Here is a 20,077-nt window from a genome sequence, read left to right as displayed (position 1 = left end):
GATGGAATATACTGATGAAGAATGGTTGAATATAAAAACCTTGGGTGAGATGCTTCATTAATGTATTTTATTATGATTCATTATATAATCCTAAATTACTGTTTAAGTAACTAAAGTGTAGATGTTGATTTTTGATTAATTATAAAGGGTAAGTTTTGTCTTCTGTAAAATCTTCTTATATCGCTGGTTTCTGGCGTCGATCATTCGCTTTTCTTATTGATTTATTACTGGTAGGTGGTTTCTGTTGGAGTGTGACTCAGCTTCTCTCTAACGTTTTGTACCAATTTCCAATTATATCTATCTTGGTTGGCTATTTTTTTGTTATTTTATATTTCAGCTTATTAAACAGTCATTTAAATTCTGGGCAAACTTTCGGAAAGCAGCTTTTAAAAATTAAAGTGGCAGACAAACATGGAGATGATCTTGCTGTCATTCCATCATTGCTGCGTTCAGCCATCTTATTTGCTCCATCATGCTTGATGTCATTAAGTGACTATTTTCCTATTTTATTTTTGTCTGAAGTATTCAACTTATTACTGGTCTGCTTACAAATCCTGATTGTTTATTTTTATATCTTTAACCGTCGCAATCGTCGTTCTGTCCATGATTTTATTGCGGGTTCAATGGTTGTTAACTTACAAAAAAATGATCAAGAACAGCCTGTCCCTGAGATGTGGCCTAAGCATACAATTTTTGCATTGCTCATCACTCTGGTGTGTTTAGGAACTGGGGCATCTTCTTTCAATGTATTTGATCGGGAGGAGTTTGTTGAAATTAAACAGTTTAAACACATTCAACCTGAAATTATTCATGTAAAACAGATTTCAGAAATGGAAGATGAATCAGAGACTCAATTCATTTTGTTTGATGTTCAGATCAATGATTTGTCAAAACTGAATAATTCATTTTTCGCACAAGAGTTCGTAGACAACCTGCAAAGATTTAAGCCGCAGTTGATAAATGAAGACAATAAAATTTCATTACTTTTAAGTACACGGTTTCAATTTGGTCTAGCTTCATCCATTAATTTGAACATGTATTCAGTTAAAAAAACGCAGCAAGGATTAAAGGTTGTAGAAGAGATTTCTACCGTAAATTTTTAAACCATGAAAAAGCTGAAGCTATGTGTTTCATTAATCAAACGATTTAATTGGGATGCAAGTCGCTTCAAAAGCTTTATGAATGATTCATCATTAAACACACTCCGTAAAGACCGACTTTATAGTTTAAGCATTGTTTGTCTGAATGAATTTCTTCATTTTCTTATGAGGTTAAACAAGGACGTACAACAATGAAAAAAGCACTGCTTCTCTTAGGTTCAATGGGTGTCTTGGTAAATATGCCTGTCTTGGCAGCCGATTTAAGTATCGGTGACCCGAAAACACAATCGGGTGAACTGAAACTGACAGGCGCAATCCGTACCCGTTATATTCATAAAGATTATGTTGTTGAAGCCAATGAAGGTTCCAAGAACGATGACTGGCGACTGGCAGATATCAAAGCGGTATTGAGTTATGAAAATCCGAATTGGATCGCATCCATGGATGTGCGTTGCTACCAGTATGATCGCTTATGTGATGCTTTATTTCTAAAAGATGCTTGGGCAGGCTATAAATTTTCAGATCAGCAACGGGTAACAGTTGGTTTGCAATCGGTTGATTTTGGCTTTGGACGACTGTGGGGCAATAGCTATTATGAAACTTTACTCAATACCGTTGGACTGGAAGACATTCAAAACCTTGGAGTGAAGTACCAGTTTAAGGACAATCTGTACAACTTCATTCTCGGTTTTTATCCAACCGATGGTGGAAATTATAAAGGAACATCCAAAGATTCAAGTCGTTATAGCGGGAACTTTGTACGAGCTGATGATTTGACCCAAGGCACTGATATTGATGAAAAGAACATGTGGGTGACGCGCTTTTCCAGAAAGTTTGATATCGATCAATCGCAGAATTTCTCGACTGAAATTGGTGGTTCTTACTGGTATTCGGAACTGGAAAATAATCGCACTAATCGAAATGGACATCGTAGTACCTGGAGTGTTTTTAGCACCACCAATTATCAGGCATGGCAATGGTTGTTCTTGGCAGGCGAGCAGGACGTTAAAAATGCAGATGATCTTTTACCGAAAAGTTCGACGATTGGGGCATTTGATTATCCCTATCAGGTCGCCAATAAAGGCAAATATATGGCCAATGAAATCAACTACACCTTTGCCAAGCCTTTCTATCAGTTAGAAAATATTAAACCTTACGTATCTTATAGCCGTTTTTATAAAGATGAATCGGGCTATCAAGATTCGGATCGTTTAATCGCAGGTCTGTATTTTAACTATAAAAAAATCGGCATACAGGGTGAATATATCTGGAGCCGTAATGACCCGATGACGGGCAGTGGTGCAGATGGCCTTGCTCAAGGTGACAGTAATCAATGGAATAAATTGTTCTATTTATCGCTGGGTTATTATTTCTAAATTCAATATCGAAAATGAGCCAGTCTTTTCGTCATGGACTGGCTTTTTTATTTAGGCGATTCTGAGGATCAAAGCGCCAATTAAAATGAGACATGAGGACATAATTCGTACTGCATTGATGCGTTCTTTCAGAATAAAAATCGAGATTAGTGTGGCAAATAAAATTGAGGTTTCACGCAATGCGGCGACAACGGCAACGGGTGCAAAGGTCATCGACCACAGTGCTAAGCCATAAGAAAAAAATGAACCAATGCCACCGATTAAGCCTAAATGCCAATTCAGGCGGAAATATGCACCCATTTGTCGATATTGTATTCTCAAGGCGAACATCAAAAAGATCAGGCCTGAGAGAACAAAGCTCCATAAAATATAGGAAATAGGTGATCCTGAAAGACGAATACCATGACCATCCAGCAAAGTATAACCTGCGATCAGCACTGCATTCAGCAAGGCCAGACCAATGCCTTTACGTCCCGTTTTAGGAGCAGCCAAGATCATGGATAGGATACCGATGGAGATGGAGATAATGCCAATCCACGCATTAAATTCCAGTTGCTCATGCAGCAAAAACGTACCGAATACTGCCACAATAAGGGGGGCAGTGCCACGCATCAGCGGATAGGTCAGCCCCATATCAGCAACGCGATAGATTTTGGCAACCAGTCCAAAATACAGAATTTGTATTGCCGTTGAAGCCAGAATATAAGGCCAGCTATCACTGTGTGGTATTGGAAAAAAGGGTAACAGGATCGCGGCTAAAACTGCTGCTGATGCCGTGACCAGTACCGTGGTTAAAAACTTATTTGTCCCTGCCTTTACAATGGCATTCCAGCTGGCATGGCATGCTGCTGCAATTAAAATAAGGACAAATATTGCCGTGCTCATAGGCTGCCTGCTGATTCATGATCTCGCTAATGTGCATGATATTGCTGAAAAAAGAAAGCACGCAGCTTATCGCGATTATAGAAATACTTTTTCAGTATTTGGATTGATTGGCTCAACTGGCTGAATCAGCTTTCCACGCGTCAGATTCTGGATATGTTGTAAACGGTTAATCAGTTCATTTTGAATAAACAGAATACAGGTCTGTAATTTTGACGAGCTTTTTAAACGCGAAGGATAAACCGCCCAGACATCGGCATCTTGCCAGTATTCAGGCAAAATGTGCTGCAATTCACCGCTAATCAATTCATCTGCCACATCCCAGATCGAACGTAAGATAATGCCATGTCCTTCAATGGCTAACTGGTGAATAATCTCGCCATTATTGGAAATGAAGCGCGGTGTGACATGGACGGACATATCTTCCGAGGTATGACGCAATTTCCATAAGACTGAGGACTGATCACGTTCACTGATGGTTAGGCAATCGTGGCTGCGTAAATCTTCCAGATTTTCAGGCATGCCATGTTTCAACAAATAACTGGGTGCTGCACAAAAAATCCGAAAATTTGAAACCAGTTTTTTGGCAATCATATTCGGTGCAATGTCATTACCAATTCGAATATCCAAATCAATGCTGTGCTGAATCAGGTCTTTGGTGTTGTCAATGGTATCGAACTGGATCTCAAGTTTTGGATACATGGTCAACAGTTTAGACAGAATCGGCGCAACATGTTTTCGGCCAAAACCAAAGCTGCTGACAATGTCGAGATGACCCGTTGGCGTGCTTAAGGGGTTATTGACCAGCTCACTGATTTCATCGAATTCATCCAGAATATTGGAGACCCGATCCAGAATCAGTTTGCCATCCTCGGTCAAACTGACATGACGGGTACTACGATGGAATAGTTTGCAGTTCAGGTTGGTTTCTAAAATATTGATGCGTTTACTGATAAATGCAGGTGAAACGCCCAGCTCCTCAGCTGAATCGACAAAACTCTTGCGTTTGGCGACTGTACAAAAAACCTTTAAATCCGATAGGTTAGGTAGATTATTCACGATCCGTGTCCATTGGGGTGATAGTTTTCTTATTGATCATTGTTGCCGAAAACAGCATGTTTACAGCTAAGGATATTAACCAAAGGTGTAAGGGAGCGTTATGGCAAAAAAGTATAAAGTTGCCACGATTGCGGGCGATGGAATTGGCTTAGAAGTTCTACCAGAAGGCATCAAGGTTGTAAAGGCAGCGGCAGACAAATATGGCATTCAACTTCAAATGGATAGCTTTGATTGGGCCAGCTGTGATTACTACCTAGAACACGGCAAAATGATGCCAGATAACTGGTTTGAAGTTCTACAGGAATATGACGCAATTTTCTTTGGTGCAGTGGGTTGGCCTGACAAGGTGCCTGATCACATTTCACTGTGGGGATCATTGCTTCAGTTCCGCCGTCGTTTTGATCAGTATGTGAACTTACGTCCAGTTCGGTTAATGCCGGGAGTGAAATGTCCACTGGCGGGCAAGCAACCGGGTGATATCGATTTTTATGTGGTTCGTGAAAATAGTGAAGGTGAATACTCTGCGATTGGTGGTAAAGCCTTTGAAGGCACAGATCGTGAGTTTGTTTTGCAGGAAGCAGTTTTTACCCGTCATGGTGTCGATCGCATTTTGAAATATGCATTTGAATTTGCAGATCAGCGTGAGGCGAAAAAAATCACGGCTGCAACCAAATCTAACGGCATTGCGGTGAGTATGCCGTACTGGGACGAACGTGTCGATGAAATGGCTAAACGCTATCCGCAAATCAAGGCAGATAAACAGCATGTCGATATTTTAGCGGCACGGTTTGTATTGCAACCTGAGCGTTTTGATGTGGTGGTGGCATCGAATTTATTTGGTGATATTTTATCGGATTTGGGACCTGCATGTACGGGCACGATTGGTTTGGCGGCTTCGGCAAACTTAAACCCCGAACGTAAGTTTCCATCCTTGTTTGAACCTGTACATGGTTCAGCACCAGATATTTACGGACAACAAATTGCCAATCCGATTGCTGCAATTTGGTCGGGTGCGATGATGCTGGATTTCTTGGCAGACGGTGATGAACAGGTGATTCAGGCTGGACAGGAAATCATGCAGGCGATTGAGCATGTTTTGGTACATGGCCCTAAAACGCCAGATGTCGGTGGAACTGCCAAGACTTATGAAGTAGGTGATGCAATTGCATCCTGTGTGACTGAGCAAAAAATGGATTTATTCGCGATGGAGTAAGTATCTCTTAGGGAATAGTCACTATCCGAGATGGATTGAATAGATATGGATAATCAAATTACAAAACCTTATACAGATAAGACGCTTGCGATCACCAGTCTTGCCGTTGTGTTTACATCGGTGGCTGGTTTGGCAATCTACTCATCTGAATCAATACAACTGGCTGCAAAATGGATGCAGTGGACCACGTCAGTGTTTACCACGCCAGTACTTTTATTTGCTTTTTTATCAATTATTTTTACCTTTGGTTTGGCTTTTAGTAAATACGGCAAGATCAAGCTCGGTGAAGGTAAACCTCAATACAGCACGATGTCATGGATTTTCATGTTCATTCTATCTGGGATTGGGTCTTCCACCTTGTACTGGGGCTTTTTAGACTGGGCTTATTATTACCAAACCCCAGGTTTAAATTTAGCACCTGAATCGGCAGCAGCGCTGAAATACAGCGTGGCTTATTCCTTCTTTCACTCTGGTTTGAGTGCATGGTCGATCTATGCCTTGGCGTCGATTTCATTGTGCTACAGCTATCATGTCAGAAAGAATAAAGGTCTGAGTCTCGCATCTGTGATTGAAGCCGTGACGGGCTTTAAAGCAACGGGTCCAGTTGGGCGTGTGGTCGATCTGATGTTCTTGCTGTGCATGTTTGGTGCCTTGACCATTTCACTGGTTTTGACTGCTGTGACCTTTACCAACATTCTGTCGCAACTAACCGGTATTCCAAATACCTTTATGACCAAAGTCATCATCATTTTAGCGGTATCCATCTTATTCGCACTGAGCTCTTACGTCGGTATGGATAAAGGCATGCAACGCTTGAGTCATATGGTGTGTTTGGGTGTGGTGCTGTTTGCCATCTATGTGCTGTGCTTTGGCCCAACCCAATTCATTATGAATAATTCGTTGATGAGCTTTGGCCTCATGGCGACCAACTTTGTGGATATGAGTTTGTTTACTGACCCGATGGGCGATGGAAAATTCACTCGTGAATGGACTGTGTTCTATTGGTTATGGTGGATTTCTTATGCACCGGGCGTGGCATTATTTGTTACCCGCGTCTCAAAAGGACGCACTATTAAAGAAGTGATTCTTGCCATGGTCATCGGTGGTAGCGTTGGTTTATGGTTCATTTTCGGTGTGTTTGAGAATTACAGTGTCTATAGCTTTATTCACGGTATGGTCAATGTCCCGCAAGTCTTGAGTCAGCAAGGCGGTGAAGTGGCGATCGGTCAACTGCTCGGTTTACTACCAGCAGGCAAGCTGATGATGTGGTTATTCCTTGGCATTATGGTGATTTTCCTTGCAGCACATATGGATGCGGTCGGTTATGCCGTCTCTGCAACCTGTACTCGCGGTTTGCGTGAAGGGCAGGATCCGTCTCCAAATGCGCGTTTATTCTGGTGTGTGATGTTAACTCTAGTGCCAATTGCGATGATTTTCTCGAAGGCGCCGTTAGACACCATGAAAACTGCGACCATTGTGACTGCCTTGCCGTTTATTGTGATTATTCTGGTGCAGACCTATGGTTTGGTGAAGTGGCTGATTGAGGATTATTCCAAGGTGCCATCGCATTTGATCGAGCAGAATAGCTTTAATGACTTGGAAGCGCTTGAGCATACGGACTCAAATCAACAAATGCAGATTGATATCGCGGCAACAGCAGTTGCGCATAAAAGCAGTCAAAAGGAATTGTTATGACCCAGCAACCGAACACGCGCTATGAGTTAAGCGAAGAAATGCAAAGTCTGGTGTATTGGAGCAGCATTTATTCAGCAGCGGATAATGATATTGATTCAATTCGTGCAGCCTACGATGCCATGTGCCTGCATTACACCTTGCCACGCGATGGTGCGGTCAATATTGAAGATAAAACCGTTGCGCATACCACTCATCCCGTCAATGTTCGGTTGTATTCACCACGGGGCGAGGCCCCTGAAGCGGGTTGGCCTTGTATTCTGTTTATCCATGGTGGTGGCTGGATGCTGGGTAATCTGGATTCACATGAATTTATTACCCGTTATTTATGTCGTGATCTGAATGTTGCGGTGCTAAGTGTCGATTATCGTTTGGTGCCAGAACATCATTTCCCAGCCGCTTATGAGGATTGTGAAACGGCTTATAAATGGCTCCGCGCGCATGGCGCAGACTGGAACATTAACCCGGCACAGATTGTGTTAGCAGGCGACAGTGCAGGCGGCAATTTAGCTGCGGCACTGGCGGTTCAGCTACAGCATACAGGCAATCAGGCCTGTGGTTTGGCCTTGATCTATCCATGTTTGAGCAGCAGTTTTGAAACAGCGTCTTGCCAGCAGCATGCACATGCGCCGTTACTCACGTTAGAGGAAATGCATTATTACCTAAAACAATATGCTCCGAATGAAAGTGACTGGAAAGATACACGTTTAGCGCCATTAAATGCACAGGATTTTTCTGACATGCCCCATAGCTTTGTTGCGGTGGCTGAATATGATCCACTGAGTGACGACGGACGTATTTTCGTGGACAAGTTAAAACAAGCCAATATTGCCGCCGAGTTTTATCTCGGCAAAGGATTACTGCATGGCAGTTTACGTTTAGTACGTGATTGTCCTGTGGTGCAGGATTTATATCAGCACATGCTGAGTTCGTTAAAGCAAATGTTCAAGTGATTTGAACACCAGCCAATTTTGATAAAACGGTCGTTAGGACAAAAGAGTTTAATGGAGTAAAACCATGAATGCAGTTGAAAAATTACCAGAAGATTTCTGTTCAAACCCAAATGTGGCGTGGACATTTCCAAAAGTGTTCTACACATCTTCTCAGGTATTTGAGCGTGAAAAAGAAGAAATTTTTGCGAAAAGCTGGATTTGCGTGGCACATGGCAGTGAAGTTGCCCAAGCCAATGACTATATTACCCGTAAGGTGATTGGTGAAAATATTATCGTGATTCGCGGCAAAGACAGCGTATTACGTGCATTTTATAATGTCTGCCCGCATCGTGGTCATGAGTTGTTAAGTGGCAGTGGCAAAGCGAAAAATGTGATTACCTGTCCGTATCATGCATGGACATTTAAGCTGGATGGTAGTTTGGCATTGGCACGTAACTGTGATCATGTCGAGTCTTTCGACAAGCAAAACTCAAGCATGGTGCCGTTAAAGGTTGAAGAATATGGTGGTTTTGTCTTTATCAATATGGATGAAAATGCCACTTGTGTTGAAGATCAATTGCCTGAATTTGCACAGAAACTGAATGAAGCTTGTGCTGTGATCAAAGACTTGAAACTGGCTGCACGTTTCGTAACGGAAACGCCTGCGAACTGGAAAGTGATCGTGGATAACTATTTAGAATGTTATCACTGTGGCCCAGCGCATCCTGGTTTTGCAGACTCGGTACAGGTCGATAAATACTGGCACACTACGCATCAAAACTGGACTTTGCAATATGGTTATGCACGTTCTTCAGAGAAGTCCTTCAAGCTTGATCCATCAGTCAAAGATCCGACTTTTAGCGGTTTCTGGACTTGGCCTTGCACCATGTTTAACGTGCCACCCGGTGCAAACTTCATGACGGTGATCTATGAGTTCCCGATGGATGCGGAAACCACTTTGCAGCACTACGATATTTTCTTCACCAATGAAGAGTTGACTCAAGATCAGAAAGATTTGATCGAATGGTATCGCAATGTCTTCCGTCCTGAAGACCTTGAACTGGTTGAAAGTGTACAACGTGGCTTGAAATCACGAGGTTATCGCGGTCAGGGCCGTATCATGACCGATAAGCAACGTTCAGGCATCAGTGAGCATGGTATTGCTTATTTCCAGAATCTTGTTGCGCAGTACCACAAGTAATTTTGTATCAGGCTCATTAAGGGTACGGTGAAAATAAGACCGTACCTTGCTTTCAATCGATAGGATCATGACATGTCAAGTTTGCAAGGAAGTCAATTATTTCAACAACGCGGATTGATTAATGGCCAATGGGTCAATGCGCAAACCAATGCCACCATTCCTGTGACCAATCCAGCCACGGGTGAAGAAATTGGCTTGATTCCGAATATGGGTGCTGCAGAAGCCACAGACGCGGTTGAAGTGGCGTATCAGGCTTTAGCTGCATGGAGAGGATTAACGGCACAAAAACGTGCAGATCTGTTATTGGCTTGGCATCAACTAGTTTTGAGTCACGCTGATGAACTGGCACGGATCATGACCATTGAGCAGGGTAAACCTTTGGCCGAAGCATTGGGTGAAGTGAAATATGCAGCTTCATTTATTCAATGGTTCGCGGAAGAGGGCAAACGTGTTTATGGCGATGTGATTCCGACCACCAATAGCCAACAGCGTTTTATTGTGACCAAAGAACCTGTTGGCGTGGTTGCTGCAATTACGCCGTGGAATTTCCCGATCGCGATGATTACCCGCAAAGCTGCGCCTGCTTTGGCAGCGGGTTGTACCATCGTGATCAAACCTGCCAATGAAACCCCATATTGTGCACTTGCAATTGCTAAACTGGCTGAAATGGCAGGCATTCCAGCAGGTGTCATTAATGTAGTTACAGGCAAATCGCAAGAAATTGGTTCGGTATTTACCAGCCATGAAAAAGTCAAAAAACTGACTTTTACAGGTTCTACGCCGGTCGGACGTTTATTGATGCAGCAATGTTCAGATACCATCAAAAAACTGGCACTTGAACTGGGTGGCAATGCACCACTGATCGTATTTGATGATGCTGATTTGGATAAAGCAGTTCAAGGCGCAATCTTTGCCAAGTTCCGTAATGCGGGACAAACCTGTGTCTGTGCCAATCGGATTTATGTACATGACAAGATTTATCAGGCATTTACCGAGAAATTTGTACAAGAAGTACAGAAATTCAAAATTGGTAATGGTTTGGAACAGAATGTACAGATTGGACCGTTAATCAATGAAAAGGCCGTGCTTAAAGCTCAACAGTTAATTGATGATGCCTGTGGCAAAGGTGCACAAGTGGCGTGCGGTGGTAAACAACATGCACTTGGACAAACTTTCTTTGAACCGACCGTGCTAACCGACGTATCGCGTGATATGGAAATTGTTCAGGAAGAAATCTTTGGCCCTGTGGCCCCTTTAATTCGCTTTACAGATGAAGCCGATGTGGTCGCGCAAGCCAATGATACGATTTTTGGTTTGGCTGCCTATGTGTATAGCGAAAACATTTCACGGATCTGGCGTGTCGCTGAACAACTGGAATATGGCATGGTTGGGATGAACTCAACCGCGATTTCCAATGAAGTCGTGCCATTTGGTGGTGTTAAACAATCTGGTGTGGGGCGTGAAGGTTCTAAATACGGTTTAGAAGAGTTCATGACCATTAAATATATGTGTTTAGGATTATAGCAACAATGCCTGTTGGGACTCTCTCATCGAGGGTCCATAGGCAAAATATGCAGTTAAAATTAGAAAATGCTTAGATGAGCAGCATGCGGTAAAGAGGATTTAGACATGGCTAGTCATTATGAAATGTTCCCATCAGTGGTCACTCGTGTAGAGCAACTGACCCCATTGATTAAACGGTTCACATTTAAACGTCAGGACGGACAAAATTTTCCTCAGTTTAATGGTGGCAGTCATATCATTGTCAAAATGAATGATCAACTGTCCAATGCCTATTCACTGATGAGTTGTGCTCAAGATCTTTCGACTTACCAAGTCTGTGTACGTAAGGATGTCGAAGGTAAAGGCGGCTCCGTTTATATGCATGATCAGTGCAATGAAGGCTGTGAAATTCTGATTTCTGAACCAAAGAATTTATTTCCGTTGGCGGAAGAAGGTGAGAAACATATTTTAATTGCGGGTGGTATCGGGATTACGCCGTTTGTACCGCAAATGGATGAGCTGGCAGCGCGTGGTACAGACTTTGAATTGCATTATGCCTACCGTTCGCCAGAACATGCTGCATTGTTAGAAGAACTCAAGCAAAAGCATGGCGAACATATTGTTAGCTATATTGATTCAGATGGAAAATATCTTGATCTCGATCAATTGATTGGATCTCAACCTAAAGGTACGCACGTCTATGTGTGTGGTCCGAAACCGATGATTGATGCAGTGATTGATCGTTGTAATTACCATCGTTACCGCGATGAATATATTCACTGGGAGCAATTTGCATCTACCGTACCAGAGGAAGGTGAAGCATTTACGGTTGTTCTGGCAAAATCGAATCAGGAAGTGGAAGTACAAGGGAACCAGACGATCTTGCAGGCGATTGAACTCCTCAACATTGATGTGGAATGTTTATGTCGTGAAGGTGTGTGTGGGACTTGTGAAACCATGATTCTGGAAGGTGAGGCAGAGCATTTCGATCAGTATCTGAGTGATGATGAAAAAGCATCACAGCAGTCCATGATGATCTGCGTGTCACGTGCCAAAGGCAAGAAATTGGTACTTGATCTGTAAGCTGTCTGACTGATTGCCTCAGCGTGTTTTTTAGCCACTCAAATCAATGTAGATGTGAAAGGTTTAAAATTAATATTCATTTAAGCTGGGGCAATTAATTTAAAAGGACGGAAATAACCGTATACACAGTACACCTTTCGCCACATTCCAGATGTGGCATTTTTTTGCCTTAAGATTTTGAATTAAATCACTTGTCGTAAATCACGCGCCGTTTCCTGTAATAACGGCAGAATATGGGTAATTAAATAGTCTTTGGTGGTGCGCATGGTCGGGGACACAATATTCAGTGCCGCGACTACGCTGGCATTGGAATCATAAATGGGTACAGCAACTGCATGTACGCCCAACTCATGTTCTTCACAAGAATAACACCAATCTTGTTCCTTGATTTCGTGGAGTAAATCCAGAAACTCTTCACTATCGGTATGGGTGTATTTGGTCAAACGTTTTAATGGATATTTTTCTAACCAGCGTTTTTGTTGTTCGGGCGTTAAATGTGCCAGTAAAATCTTGCCAGCCGAAGTGGCGTGGGCGGGGAGACGATTACCCAAATGCAAGCCATAAGGATTGACCCGATCAGTTTGTTGATGGGCGGCACTACGGGCAATGGTAATTGCTTCGTAGCTATCTAGCACCATGACTGAATAAATCAGTGAAGTCTGATTGGTTAAGAGATTCAGTAAAGGTTGACAGATTTTCGGGAGAGAGGAGCCATCGAGATAAGCTCCTGAGAATTTTAAAATTTTTGGAGATAAATAATAATAATGACCATCAAAATCTAAATAGCCTAAGTATTCTAGCGTCAGTAGGTGGCGTCGAGCTGCGGCACGGGTCATCCCTGTTTTTTCAGCCGCCGTACTCATATTCAGGCGGTGGCGTTCAGGCCCAAAACATTCCAGAATGGACAGACCTTTGGCAATCCCCGCAATAAAATCCTCATGGCGTATGGTTTTTTTATTTTCACTATGATGAATGAGTCGCGGACTTTTATCTTGATCATTTTCCATTGTTTAGATTATCCATTTCAAATCCTTTGATGAAGAATTATTCTAATCTAATCACGACTAATTTACTTGGATAATGTTCGATGATCGAACATAAAAAATAATAATCGAACAAAAACCATTTTAAAGCGTAGAAGTCAGCGCAGAATTTATCAAGAATAAATAGAAGAAATCCGAACAAAACACTCAACTTCATTTTATCGGCTTTTAGATGGATGAATGGGTGATGCACAGTACAGGAAGTAGTCAGATGATTGATAAGAGTACCGCCTCATTGACCGAGGCACTGTCACAGATCAAGGATGGAGCAACCATCATGATTGGTGGCTTCGGCACCGCAGGACAACCCGCTGAACTGATTGATGGACTGATCGAACTCGGGATCAAGGATCTGGTCATCGTCAATAACAATGCTGGTAACGGTGATTATGGTTTGGCCAAACTGCTGAAAACAGGCGCAGTACGTAAAATCATTTGTTCCTTTCCACGTCAGTCTGATTCATGGGTCTTCGATGAACTGTATCGTGCAGGCAAGATTGAGCTGGAATTGGTGCCGCAAGGCAATCTGGCTTGTCGTATTCAGGCTGCTGGCATGGGCTTAGGTGCGGTATTTACCCCAACAGGTTTCGGTACGCTTTTGGCTGAAGGCAAGGAAACCCGTCATATCGATGGTAAAGACTACGTGCTTGAATACCCAATCAAAGCAGACTTCGCATTGATCAAGGCACACAAAGGCGATCGCTGGGGCAATCTGGTTTATAACAAATCAGCCCGTAACTTTGGCCCGATCATGGCGATGGCAGCGGATGTCACCATTGCACAGGTTTCTGAACTGGCTGAACTCGGTCAGCTTGATCCTGAACACATTATTACCCCTGGGATTTTTGTACAGCATGTGGTCGCAGTTGATGCGACGACTGGCACAGGAGCATAAACATGAGCTATCAAAAATTAAGCCGTGACCAGATTGCTGAACGTGTCGCACAAGATATTCCAGATGGTGCTTATGTCAATCTCGGCATCGGCCTTCCAACCAAGATTTCAAACTATCTTCAAGCAGACAAAGATGTATTCCTGCATTCGGAAAATGGCCTACTGGCATTCGGGCCGCCACCAGCCAAAGGTGAAGAAGATCCTGAACTCATCAATGCGGGGAAAGAATACGTTACCATGCTGACTGGCGGTAGTTTTTTCCATCATGGTGATTCCTTTGCCATGATGCGTGGTGGACATCTGGATATTGCAGTGCTTGGTGCTTTCCAGGTGGCAGCCAATGGTGATTTAGCCAACTGGCATACTGGAGCAGCGGATGCGATTCCTGCCGTGGGTGGGGCGATGGATCTGGCGGTGGGTGCCAAGAAAGTATTTATCACCACTGATCACACCACCAAGCAAGGTGAACCGAAGATTGTTGAAGCACTTTCATATCCAGCAACAGGGTTGAAATGTGTCGATCGGATTTATACCGATCTGTGTGTGATTGATGTGACCCAAGAGGGTTTAAAAGTGATTGAGAAAGTGGATGGTCTGAGCTTTGAGGAGTTACAGGCGTTGACGGGTGCTCAATTGATTGATGCGACTCAAGGATAATGTTTACACAGCCACTCATTACGGGTTAAAGCAGAGACTTTTGTATAGGCAATGCCTTACTTTTTAAGGATAAAAAGTAACAAAAATCCTTTGTTGGACTGATGGTATATCCATATACCACAGTCCAACGGGCGGCATCCATGCCGCCGCCGCGAAACGAGGCATTGCCTACGCAAAGGAAGAATGATTAAACCCGTAATTTGTGGCAGTGATCACAACAGATTTAGAAATGGAAATGTAAGAATATGAAAAACGCTTATATCATCGATGCCATCCGTACTCCATTTGGTCGTTATGCAGGTGGTCTTGCACCAGTACGTGCCGATGACCTAGGAGCTATTCCACTTCAGGCATTGATGCAACGCAACCCAAGTGTCGATTGGCAACAAGTGGATGATGTGATCTATGGCTGTGCCAATCAGGCAGGTGAAGATAACCGTAATGTGGGACGTATGTCAGCATTATTAGCTGGCTTACCTTATCAAGTGCCAGCCACCACGGTGAACCGTTTGTGTGGTTCTTCATTGGATGCCATTGCCATGGCTGCCCGTACCATTAAAGCCAACGAAGCCGAGCTGATTATTGCAGGCGGTGTGGAAAGTATGAGCCGTGCCCCTTATGTGATGGGCAAATCAGACAGTGCCTTTGGTCGCAACCAAAAGATTGAAGACACCACCATGGGCTGGCGTTTTATCAATCCAAAGCTCAAAGAAATGTATGGTGTGGACACCATGCCACAAACCGCAGAAAACGTGGCAGAACAGTTCAATATCAACCGTGCCGATCAAGATCAGTTTGCCCTCAATAGCCAACAACGTACTGCAACCGCACAAGCCAAAGGCTTCTTTGCTCGTGAAATCATCCCTGTGACCATTCCACAGCGTAAAGGTGATGCCATTGTGGTGGATACGGATGAGCATCCACGTGCATCAACGACTTTAGAAGCATTAACTAAACTTAAAGGTGTGGTGAAAGCAGAAGGCACAGTGACCGCAGGTAATGCTTCTGGAATTAATGATGGCGCTGCTGCGGTATTGATTGCTTCGGACGAAGCCGTCGAAAAATACCAGCTTAAACCACGTGCAAAAATTATTGCAGCCACCACAGTGGGTGTTGAACCTCGCATTATGGGTTTTGCACCTGCACCTGCGATCAAGAAACTGCTTAAACAAGCCAATCTCTCTTTAGCGCAAATGGATGTGATTGAGCTAAACGAAGCTTTTGCTGCACAAGCTTTGGCAGTCACCCGTGATTTAGGTTTGGCAGATGATGATGCACGCGTCAATCCGAATGGTGGTGCAATTGCCCTAGGTCATCCATTGGGTGCGTCTGGTGCGCGTCTGGTGACCACAGCTTTAAACCAGCTTGAACAGATCAAGGGTGAATATGCCTTGTGTTCGATGTGTATCGGTGTCGGTCAAGGCATTGCATTGATTATTCAACGTGTTGAGTGAGGTCTGTTATGAGCCAGTTATACGCCAGCTTATTTTATCAGCCTGATGCCACTGCAATTTTTAGTGATCATGCTTTATTGGGATATATGGTGCAGGCCGAAGTTGCTTTAGCTAAAGCTCAGGCACAGGTCAACGTCATTCCTGCTTCAGCGGCAATGATCATTGAACAGGTTGGTCAAAATGCTGTAGCGCAAATCGATATGGATGCTTTGGCTACAGCAACGGGCTTGGCTGGCAATATTGCAATTCCATTTGTAAAGCAATTTACCGCCTTGGTGAAACAGCAGGATGAAGATGCATCCCGCTATGTGCATTGGGGTGCGACTAGTCAGGATATTATTGATACAGCAACGATTTTGCAGTGTCGTGATGCATTGGCGTTAATCGAACAGCAAGTGCAACAGGCCTATCAGGTGAGCTTAAAGCAAGCACAGCAATATCGTGATCAGGTCATGATTGGGCGGACTTGGTTACAGCAAGCTTTACCGATTACTTTGGGTCATAAATTTGCCCGTTGGGCGAGCGCTTTGAAGCGTGATCTTGATCGTCTGCATGCAATGAAAGAACGCGTATTGACTGCACAACTCGGTGGCGCAGCAGGCTCATTGGCATCTTTACAAGACCAAGGTTCGGCTGTGGTTCAGGCTTTTGCCGCGCAACTCAATTTAACAGTTCCAGCATGCACATGGCATGGTGAGCGCGACCGTATGGTTGAGATTGCCAGTACGCTTGCTTTGATTGTTGGGAATGTTGGCAAGATCGCGAAAGACTGGTCGCTGCTGATGCAAACCGAAATCGCAGAAGTTTTTGAACCAGCAGCAAAAGGGCGTGGTGGATCATCGACCATGCCACATAAGCGTAATCCTGTGGCAGCAGCTTCAATTCTTGCTGCAGCCAATCGTGTGCCAGCCTTAATGGCAAGTGTTTATCAAAGCATGGTGCAAGAGCATGAACGTGCTTTAGGTGCATGGCATGCGGAATGGCTTGCGATTCCAGAAATTTTCCAGCTATGTGCAGGTGCTTTAGAACGAAGCAGTGAAGTGCTTGAGCACATGCAGGTCAACGCAGACGCGATGCAACGTAATCTTGAATGTACAAATGGCCTCATCATGGCGGAGGCTGTGATGATGGCGCTTGCACCAAAACTTGGACGTTTGAATGCACACCATCTGGTTGAGCAGGCTTGCCAGCAAGCAGTTGCCCAGCATCAGCATTTAAAAACCGTGTTATCCAACATGGAGCAAGTGAATGTCTATTTCAATGATCAGGCATTAGATGATCTGTTCAATCCTGCATCTTACCTAGGCAATATTCAGGCACAAATCGATGCAGTACTACATGCAGCACAAGGAGAGTAAGCACATGGTCACTCATATCAATAATCGTCAGGGACATCCGCTGGCTGTTCAGGTTCAAGGGCGCAAAGATGCATCTGTGATCATGTTCTCTAACTCTTTGGGAACCGATCATGGTATGTGGCAGGCACAAGTGACAGCTTTGGCTGAGCACTATCAGGTCATTACCTATGACACACGTGGACATGGTACCAGCACCGTGATTGCCGATACAACCTTGCAAAATCTGGCTGAAGATGTCGTGGATATTCTTGATGCTTTAGCCGTTGAGAAAGTACATTTTTGTGGCATTTCGATGGGCGGAATCACGGCTTTGGCTTTGGCAATTGATCACGCTGAACGTTTCCACAGTATTACTGTTGCAAACTCGGCAGCAAAAATCGGAAACGCTGAGGCATGGAATACCCGTGCGGATAGCGTAGAGCAAAACGGTTTGGCTGAACTTGTGAAAACCACACATACCCGTTGGTTTAGCGAACATTTTGATTATGCGCACGATGTGCTGGCACAAAAAACCATTCAGAGTCTGGCTGTGACACCTGCACAAGGCTATGCCAATGCATGCCGTGCCTTAGCTGATGCTGATGTTCGGGAGCAACTCGGTCAGATTCAGCTTCCTACTTTAATTATCGCAGGGCAATACGACCCGATTACAACGGTGCAGGATGCAGAGTTTATGCATCAACACATTGCAAACAGTCAGCTTGAAATCTTGGCAGCTTCTCATTTGTCCAATATTGAACAGCCACAAGTGTTCAAACAGGCATTGTCCAAGTTTATTCAAAACATATAACCGCAAGGGTTAGAAAGGAATTCGCCTACAAGGAGGCAGTTATGGCACAGGAATTTGCTGCATCGAAAAATAGCGTAGATGCACAAGCATTAATTGATAATGCGCCAATTAGTAAATATCAGTGGATGATCGCAATTGTTTGTTTTCTCATTGTATTTGTTGACGGTATTGATACCGCTGCAATGGGATTTATTGCACCTGCATTGACTCAGGACTGGGGCATTGACCGTTCCCAGCTTGGGCCAGTAATGAGTGCGGCATTGGGTGGCATGATCATTGGTGCGCTGGTTTCGGGTCCAACAGCTGACCGTTTCGGGCGCAAGATTGTTTTAACCGTTGCAATGTTGATTTTTGGTGGTTTTACCTTGGCATCTGCTTATGCTGACAACCTGAATCAATTGGTCGTATTACGTTTTTTAACGGGGATTGGTCTCGGTGCGGCGATGCCGAATGCAGCGACTTTATTCTCTGAATATTGCCCGACACGGGTACGTTCATTGATGGTGACCTGTATGTTCTGTGGTTATAACCTTGGCATGGCGACAGGCGGCTTTATCAGTAGCTGGTTGATTCCTGCTTTTGGATGGCACAGCTTATTTTTATTGGGTGGCTGGACGCCTTTGATTTTAATGGTTCTGGTGATTTTGTTCTTGCCTGAGTCTTATCGTTTTCTGATTGTCAAAGGTCGAGATTCAGCAAAAATTCGCACCATCTTAACCCATATTTCACCTGAAAAAGCACAGGCTGCTGAGAGCTTCCATATCCCGGAAGAAAAATCTGCTGTGGCGGAAAAGAAAAATGTGTTTGGCATGCTGTTCTCTAAACAATATGCCAAAGGTACGGTTTTATTGTGGACCACTTATTTTATGGGTTTAGTGGTGGTTTACCTGCTCACCAGCTGGTTACCAACCTTGATGCGTGAGACTGGTGCAACCATGGAACGCGCGGCGTTCATCGGCGGCTTGTTCCAGTTTGGCGGGGTGCTCAGTGCCTTATTCATTGGCTGGGCAATGGATCGTTTCAATCCAAACCGCATTATTTCAGGTTTCTATTTTCTCGCTGGTCTGTTTGCAATTGCGGTTGGGCAAAGTCTCAGCAATCCAACTTTATTGGCGATCCTTGTGTTATGTGCAGGCATTGCGATTAACGGAGCGCAATCTTCAATGCCAGCATTAAGTGCTCGTTTCTATCCAACGCAATGTCGTGCAACAGGTGTGGCATGGATGACAGGTATTGGCCGTTTTGGTGCCGTATTTGGTGCATGGATTGGCGCAGTGCTATTGGGTAATGACTGGTCATTTACCGCCATTCTCAGCTTGTTGATGATTCCTGCTACGGCAGCAGCCATCGCAATTTTTGTTAAATCTCTAGTTGCTCATACCGATGCAACCTAAGGCTCATATTTTCAAGATGAGGAGCAACGTTCATGAATGATGAACAGCGTTATCAGCAAGGACTAAAAGTCCGTACCGAAGTACTGGGTGAAAAACATGTCGGCCGCTCTTTAGCGAACCTTAATGATTTCAATCAGGATTTCCAGAATTTTATTAGTCGTTTTGCATGGGGTGAAGTGTGGTCGCGTGAAGGCTTGCCACGTCATACCCGTAGTCTGGTCACGATTGCCATCTTATTGGCATTGGGCCGTGAAGACGAACTCAGAATGCATTTACGTGCCTGCTTCAACAACGGTGTCACTAAGGATGAACTGAAAGAACTGATTTTACATAGTTCTTTATATGCAGGTTTGCCAGCAGCAAATGCGGCGATGCATATGGCAGAAGAAGTCTTTAAAGAACTTGGCATCGACGTGCAACCCGTTGCGGCACAACCACAGGATTAA

Annotated in this window: 18 protein-coding genes; 15 read left to right on the top strand and 3 right to left on the bottom strand. The window is 44.0% G+C overall.

Features of this window, described 5'->3' with window-relative positions:
- Window positions 1-155 precede the first annotated feature (155 nt).
- Window positions 156-1,103, top strand: coding sequence for an RDD family protein (locus AWW72_RS07490; RefSeq protein ID WP_062846935.1), 948 nt, complete (start codon window positions 156-158; stop codon window positions 1,101-1,103).
- Window positions 1,104-1,291: 188 nt separating this feature from the next.
- Window positions 1,292-2,476 (top strand): porin, encoded by a 1,185-nt coding sequence (locus AWW72_RS07485; RefSeq protein ID WP_062846934.1) that lies wholly within the window; start codon window positions 1,292-1,294, stop codon window positions 2,474-2,476.
- Window positions 2,477-2,527: 51 nt separating this feature from the next.
- On the opposite strand, the gene AWW72_RS07480 is transcribed toward AWW72_RS07485, so the two are convergent.
- Window positions 2,528-3,361 carry an EamA family transporter gene (locus AWW72_RS07480; RefSeq protein ID WP_062846933.1) on the bottom strand — a complete coding sequence of 278 codons (834 nt, stop codon included), beginning with the start codon at window positions 3,359-3,361 and terminating at the stop codon, window positions 2,528-2,530.
- 75 nt (window positions 3,362-3,436) lie between these two features.
- The gene (locus AWW72_RS07475; protein WP_004772837.1) at window positions 3,437-4,417 is read right to left on the bottom strand and encodes a LysR family transcriptional regulator; all 981 of its coding nucleotides are present in this window, start codon (window positions 4,415-4,417) and stop codon (window positions 3,437-3,439) included.
- A 100-nt stretch (window positions 4,418-4,517) separates the two neighbouring features.
- Between AWW72_RS07475 and AWW72_RS07470 the strand changes: the two genes are divergently transcribed.
- The 6 genes from AWW72_RS07470 to cntB all read left to right on the top strand — a co-directional run bounded on the left by AWW72_RS07470 (window position 4,518) and on the right by cntB (window position 12,041).
- Window positions 4,518-5,630: a tartrate dehydrogenase gene (locus AWW72_RS07470; RefSeq protein ID WP_062846932.1), complete on the top strand. Its 1,113-nt coding sequence runs from the start codon at window positions 4,518-4,520 to the stop codon at window positions 5,628-5,630.
- Between the two features lie 39 nt (window positions 5,631-5,669).
- Window positions 5,670-7,325, top strand: coding sequence for a BCCT family transporter (locus AWW72_RS07465; protein ID WP_171254693.1), 1,656 nt, complete (start codon window positions 5,670-5,672; stop codon window positions 7,323-7,325).
- Window positions 7,322-8,275 carry an alpha/beta hydrolase gene (locus tag AWW72_RS07460; protein WP_062846930.1) on the top strand — a complete coding sequence of 318 codons (954 nt, stop codon included), beginning with the start codon at window positions 7,322-7,324 and terminating at the stop codon, window positions 8,273-8,275. Before AWW72_RS07465 ends, AWW72_RS07460 begins: the two co-directional genes overlap by 4 nt.
- Before the next feature lie 64 nt (window positions 8,276-8,339).
- Complete coding sequence (gene cntA, locus AWW72_RS07455; RefSeq protein WP_004772828.1) at window positions 8,340-9,455, top strand: carnitine monooxygenase subunit alpha; 1,116 nt, start codon at window positions 8,340-8,342, stop codon at window positions 9,453-9,455.
- Between the two features lie 72 nt (window positions 9,456-9,527).
- Window positions 9,528-10,979, top strand: coding sequence for an NAD-dependent succinate-semialdehyde dehydrogenase (locus AWW72_RS07450; protein WP_062846929.1), 1,452 nt, complete (start codon window positions 9,528-9,530; stop codon window positions 10,977-10,979).
- Window positions 10,980-11,084: 105 nt separating this feature from the next.
- Window positions 11,085-12,041, top strand: a complete 957-nt coding sequence (cntB, locus tag AWW72_RS07445) for a carnitine monooxygenase, reductase subunit CntB (protein ID WP_062846928.1) — start codon at window positions 11,085-11,087, stop codon at window positions 12,039-12,041.
- A gap of 182 nt (window positions 12,042-12,223) precedes the next feature.
- Here cntB and pcaU read toward each other — a convergent pair whose 3' ends face one another.
- Window positions 12,224-13,048, bottom strand: a complete 825-nt coding sequence (gene pcaU / locus AWW72_RS07440) for an IclR family transcriptional regulator PcaU (protein ID WP_004772824.1) — start codon at window positions 13,046-13,048, stop codon at window positions 12,224-12,226.
- A gap of 247 nt (window positions 13,049-13,295) precedes the next feature.
- On the opposite strand from pcaU, the gene AWW72_RS07435 reads away from it, so the two are divergent.
- The 7 genes from AWW72_RS07435 to pcaC all read left to right on the top strand — a co-directional run bounded on the left by AWW72_RS07435 (window position 13,296) and on the right by pcaC (window position 20,077).
- A complete protein-coding gene (locus AWW72_RS07435; protein ID WP_004772821.1) occupies window positions 13,296-13,979 on the top strand; it encodes a 3-oxoacid CoA-transferase subunit A in 684 nt (227 codons plus the stop codon).
- A gap of 2 nt (window positions 13,980-13,981) precedes the next feature.
- Entirely contained in the window at window positions 13,982-14,635 is a 654-nt protein-coding gene (locus AWW72_RS07430) for a 3-oxoacid CoA-transferase subunit B (RefSeq protein ID WP_062846927.1), read from the top strand.
- Between the two features lie 245 nt (window positions 14,636-14,880).
- Complete coding sequence (gene pcaF / locus AWW72_RS07425; RefSeq protein ID WP_062846926.1) at window positions 14,881-16,089, top strand: 3-oxoadipyl-CoA thiolase; 1,209 nt, start codon at window positions 14,881-14,883, stop codon at window positions 16,087-16,089.
- Between the two features lie 8 nt (window positions 16,090-16,097).
- Complete coding sequence (locus tag AWW72_RS07420) at window positions 16,098-17,447, top strand: 3-carboxy-cis,cis-muconate cycloisomerase (protein ID WP_062846925.1); 1,350 nt, start codon at window positions 16,098-16,100, stop codon at window positions 17,445-17,447.
- Between the two features lie 4 nt (window positions 17,448-17,451).
- A complete protein-coding gene (pcaD, locus tag AWW72_RS07415) occupies window positions 17,452-18,237 on the top strand; it encodes a 3-oxoadipate enol-lactonase (protein WP_062846924.1) in 786 nt (261 codons plus the stop codon).
- A 41-nt stretch (window positions 18,238-18,278) separates the two neighbouring features.
- Entirely contained in the window at window positions 18,279-19,631 is a 1,353-nt protein-coding gene (pcaK, locus tag AWW72_RS07410) for a 4-hydroxybenzoate transporter PcaK (RefSeq protein WP_062846923.1), read from the top strand.
- A gap of 32 nt (window positions 19,632-19,663) precedes the next feature.
- Entirely contained in the window at window positions 19,664-20,077 is a 414-nt protein-coding gene (gene pcaC, locus AWW72_RS07405; RefSeq protein WP_004772813.1) for a 4-carboxymuconolactone decarboxylase, read from the top strand.

Origin of the sequence: Acinetobacter sp. NRRL B-65365, assembly GCF_001605865.1 — a bacterium.
GTDB lineage: Bacteria > Pseudomonadota > Gammaproteobacteria > Pseudomonadales > Moraxellaceae > Acinetobacter > Acinetobacter vivianii.
Note: the sequence above shows the minus strand (reverse complement) of the source record. Positions and strands in the feature narration are given on the sequence as shown.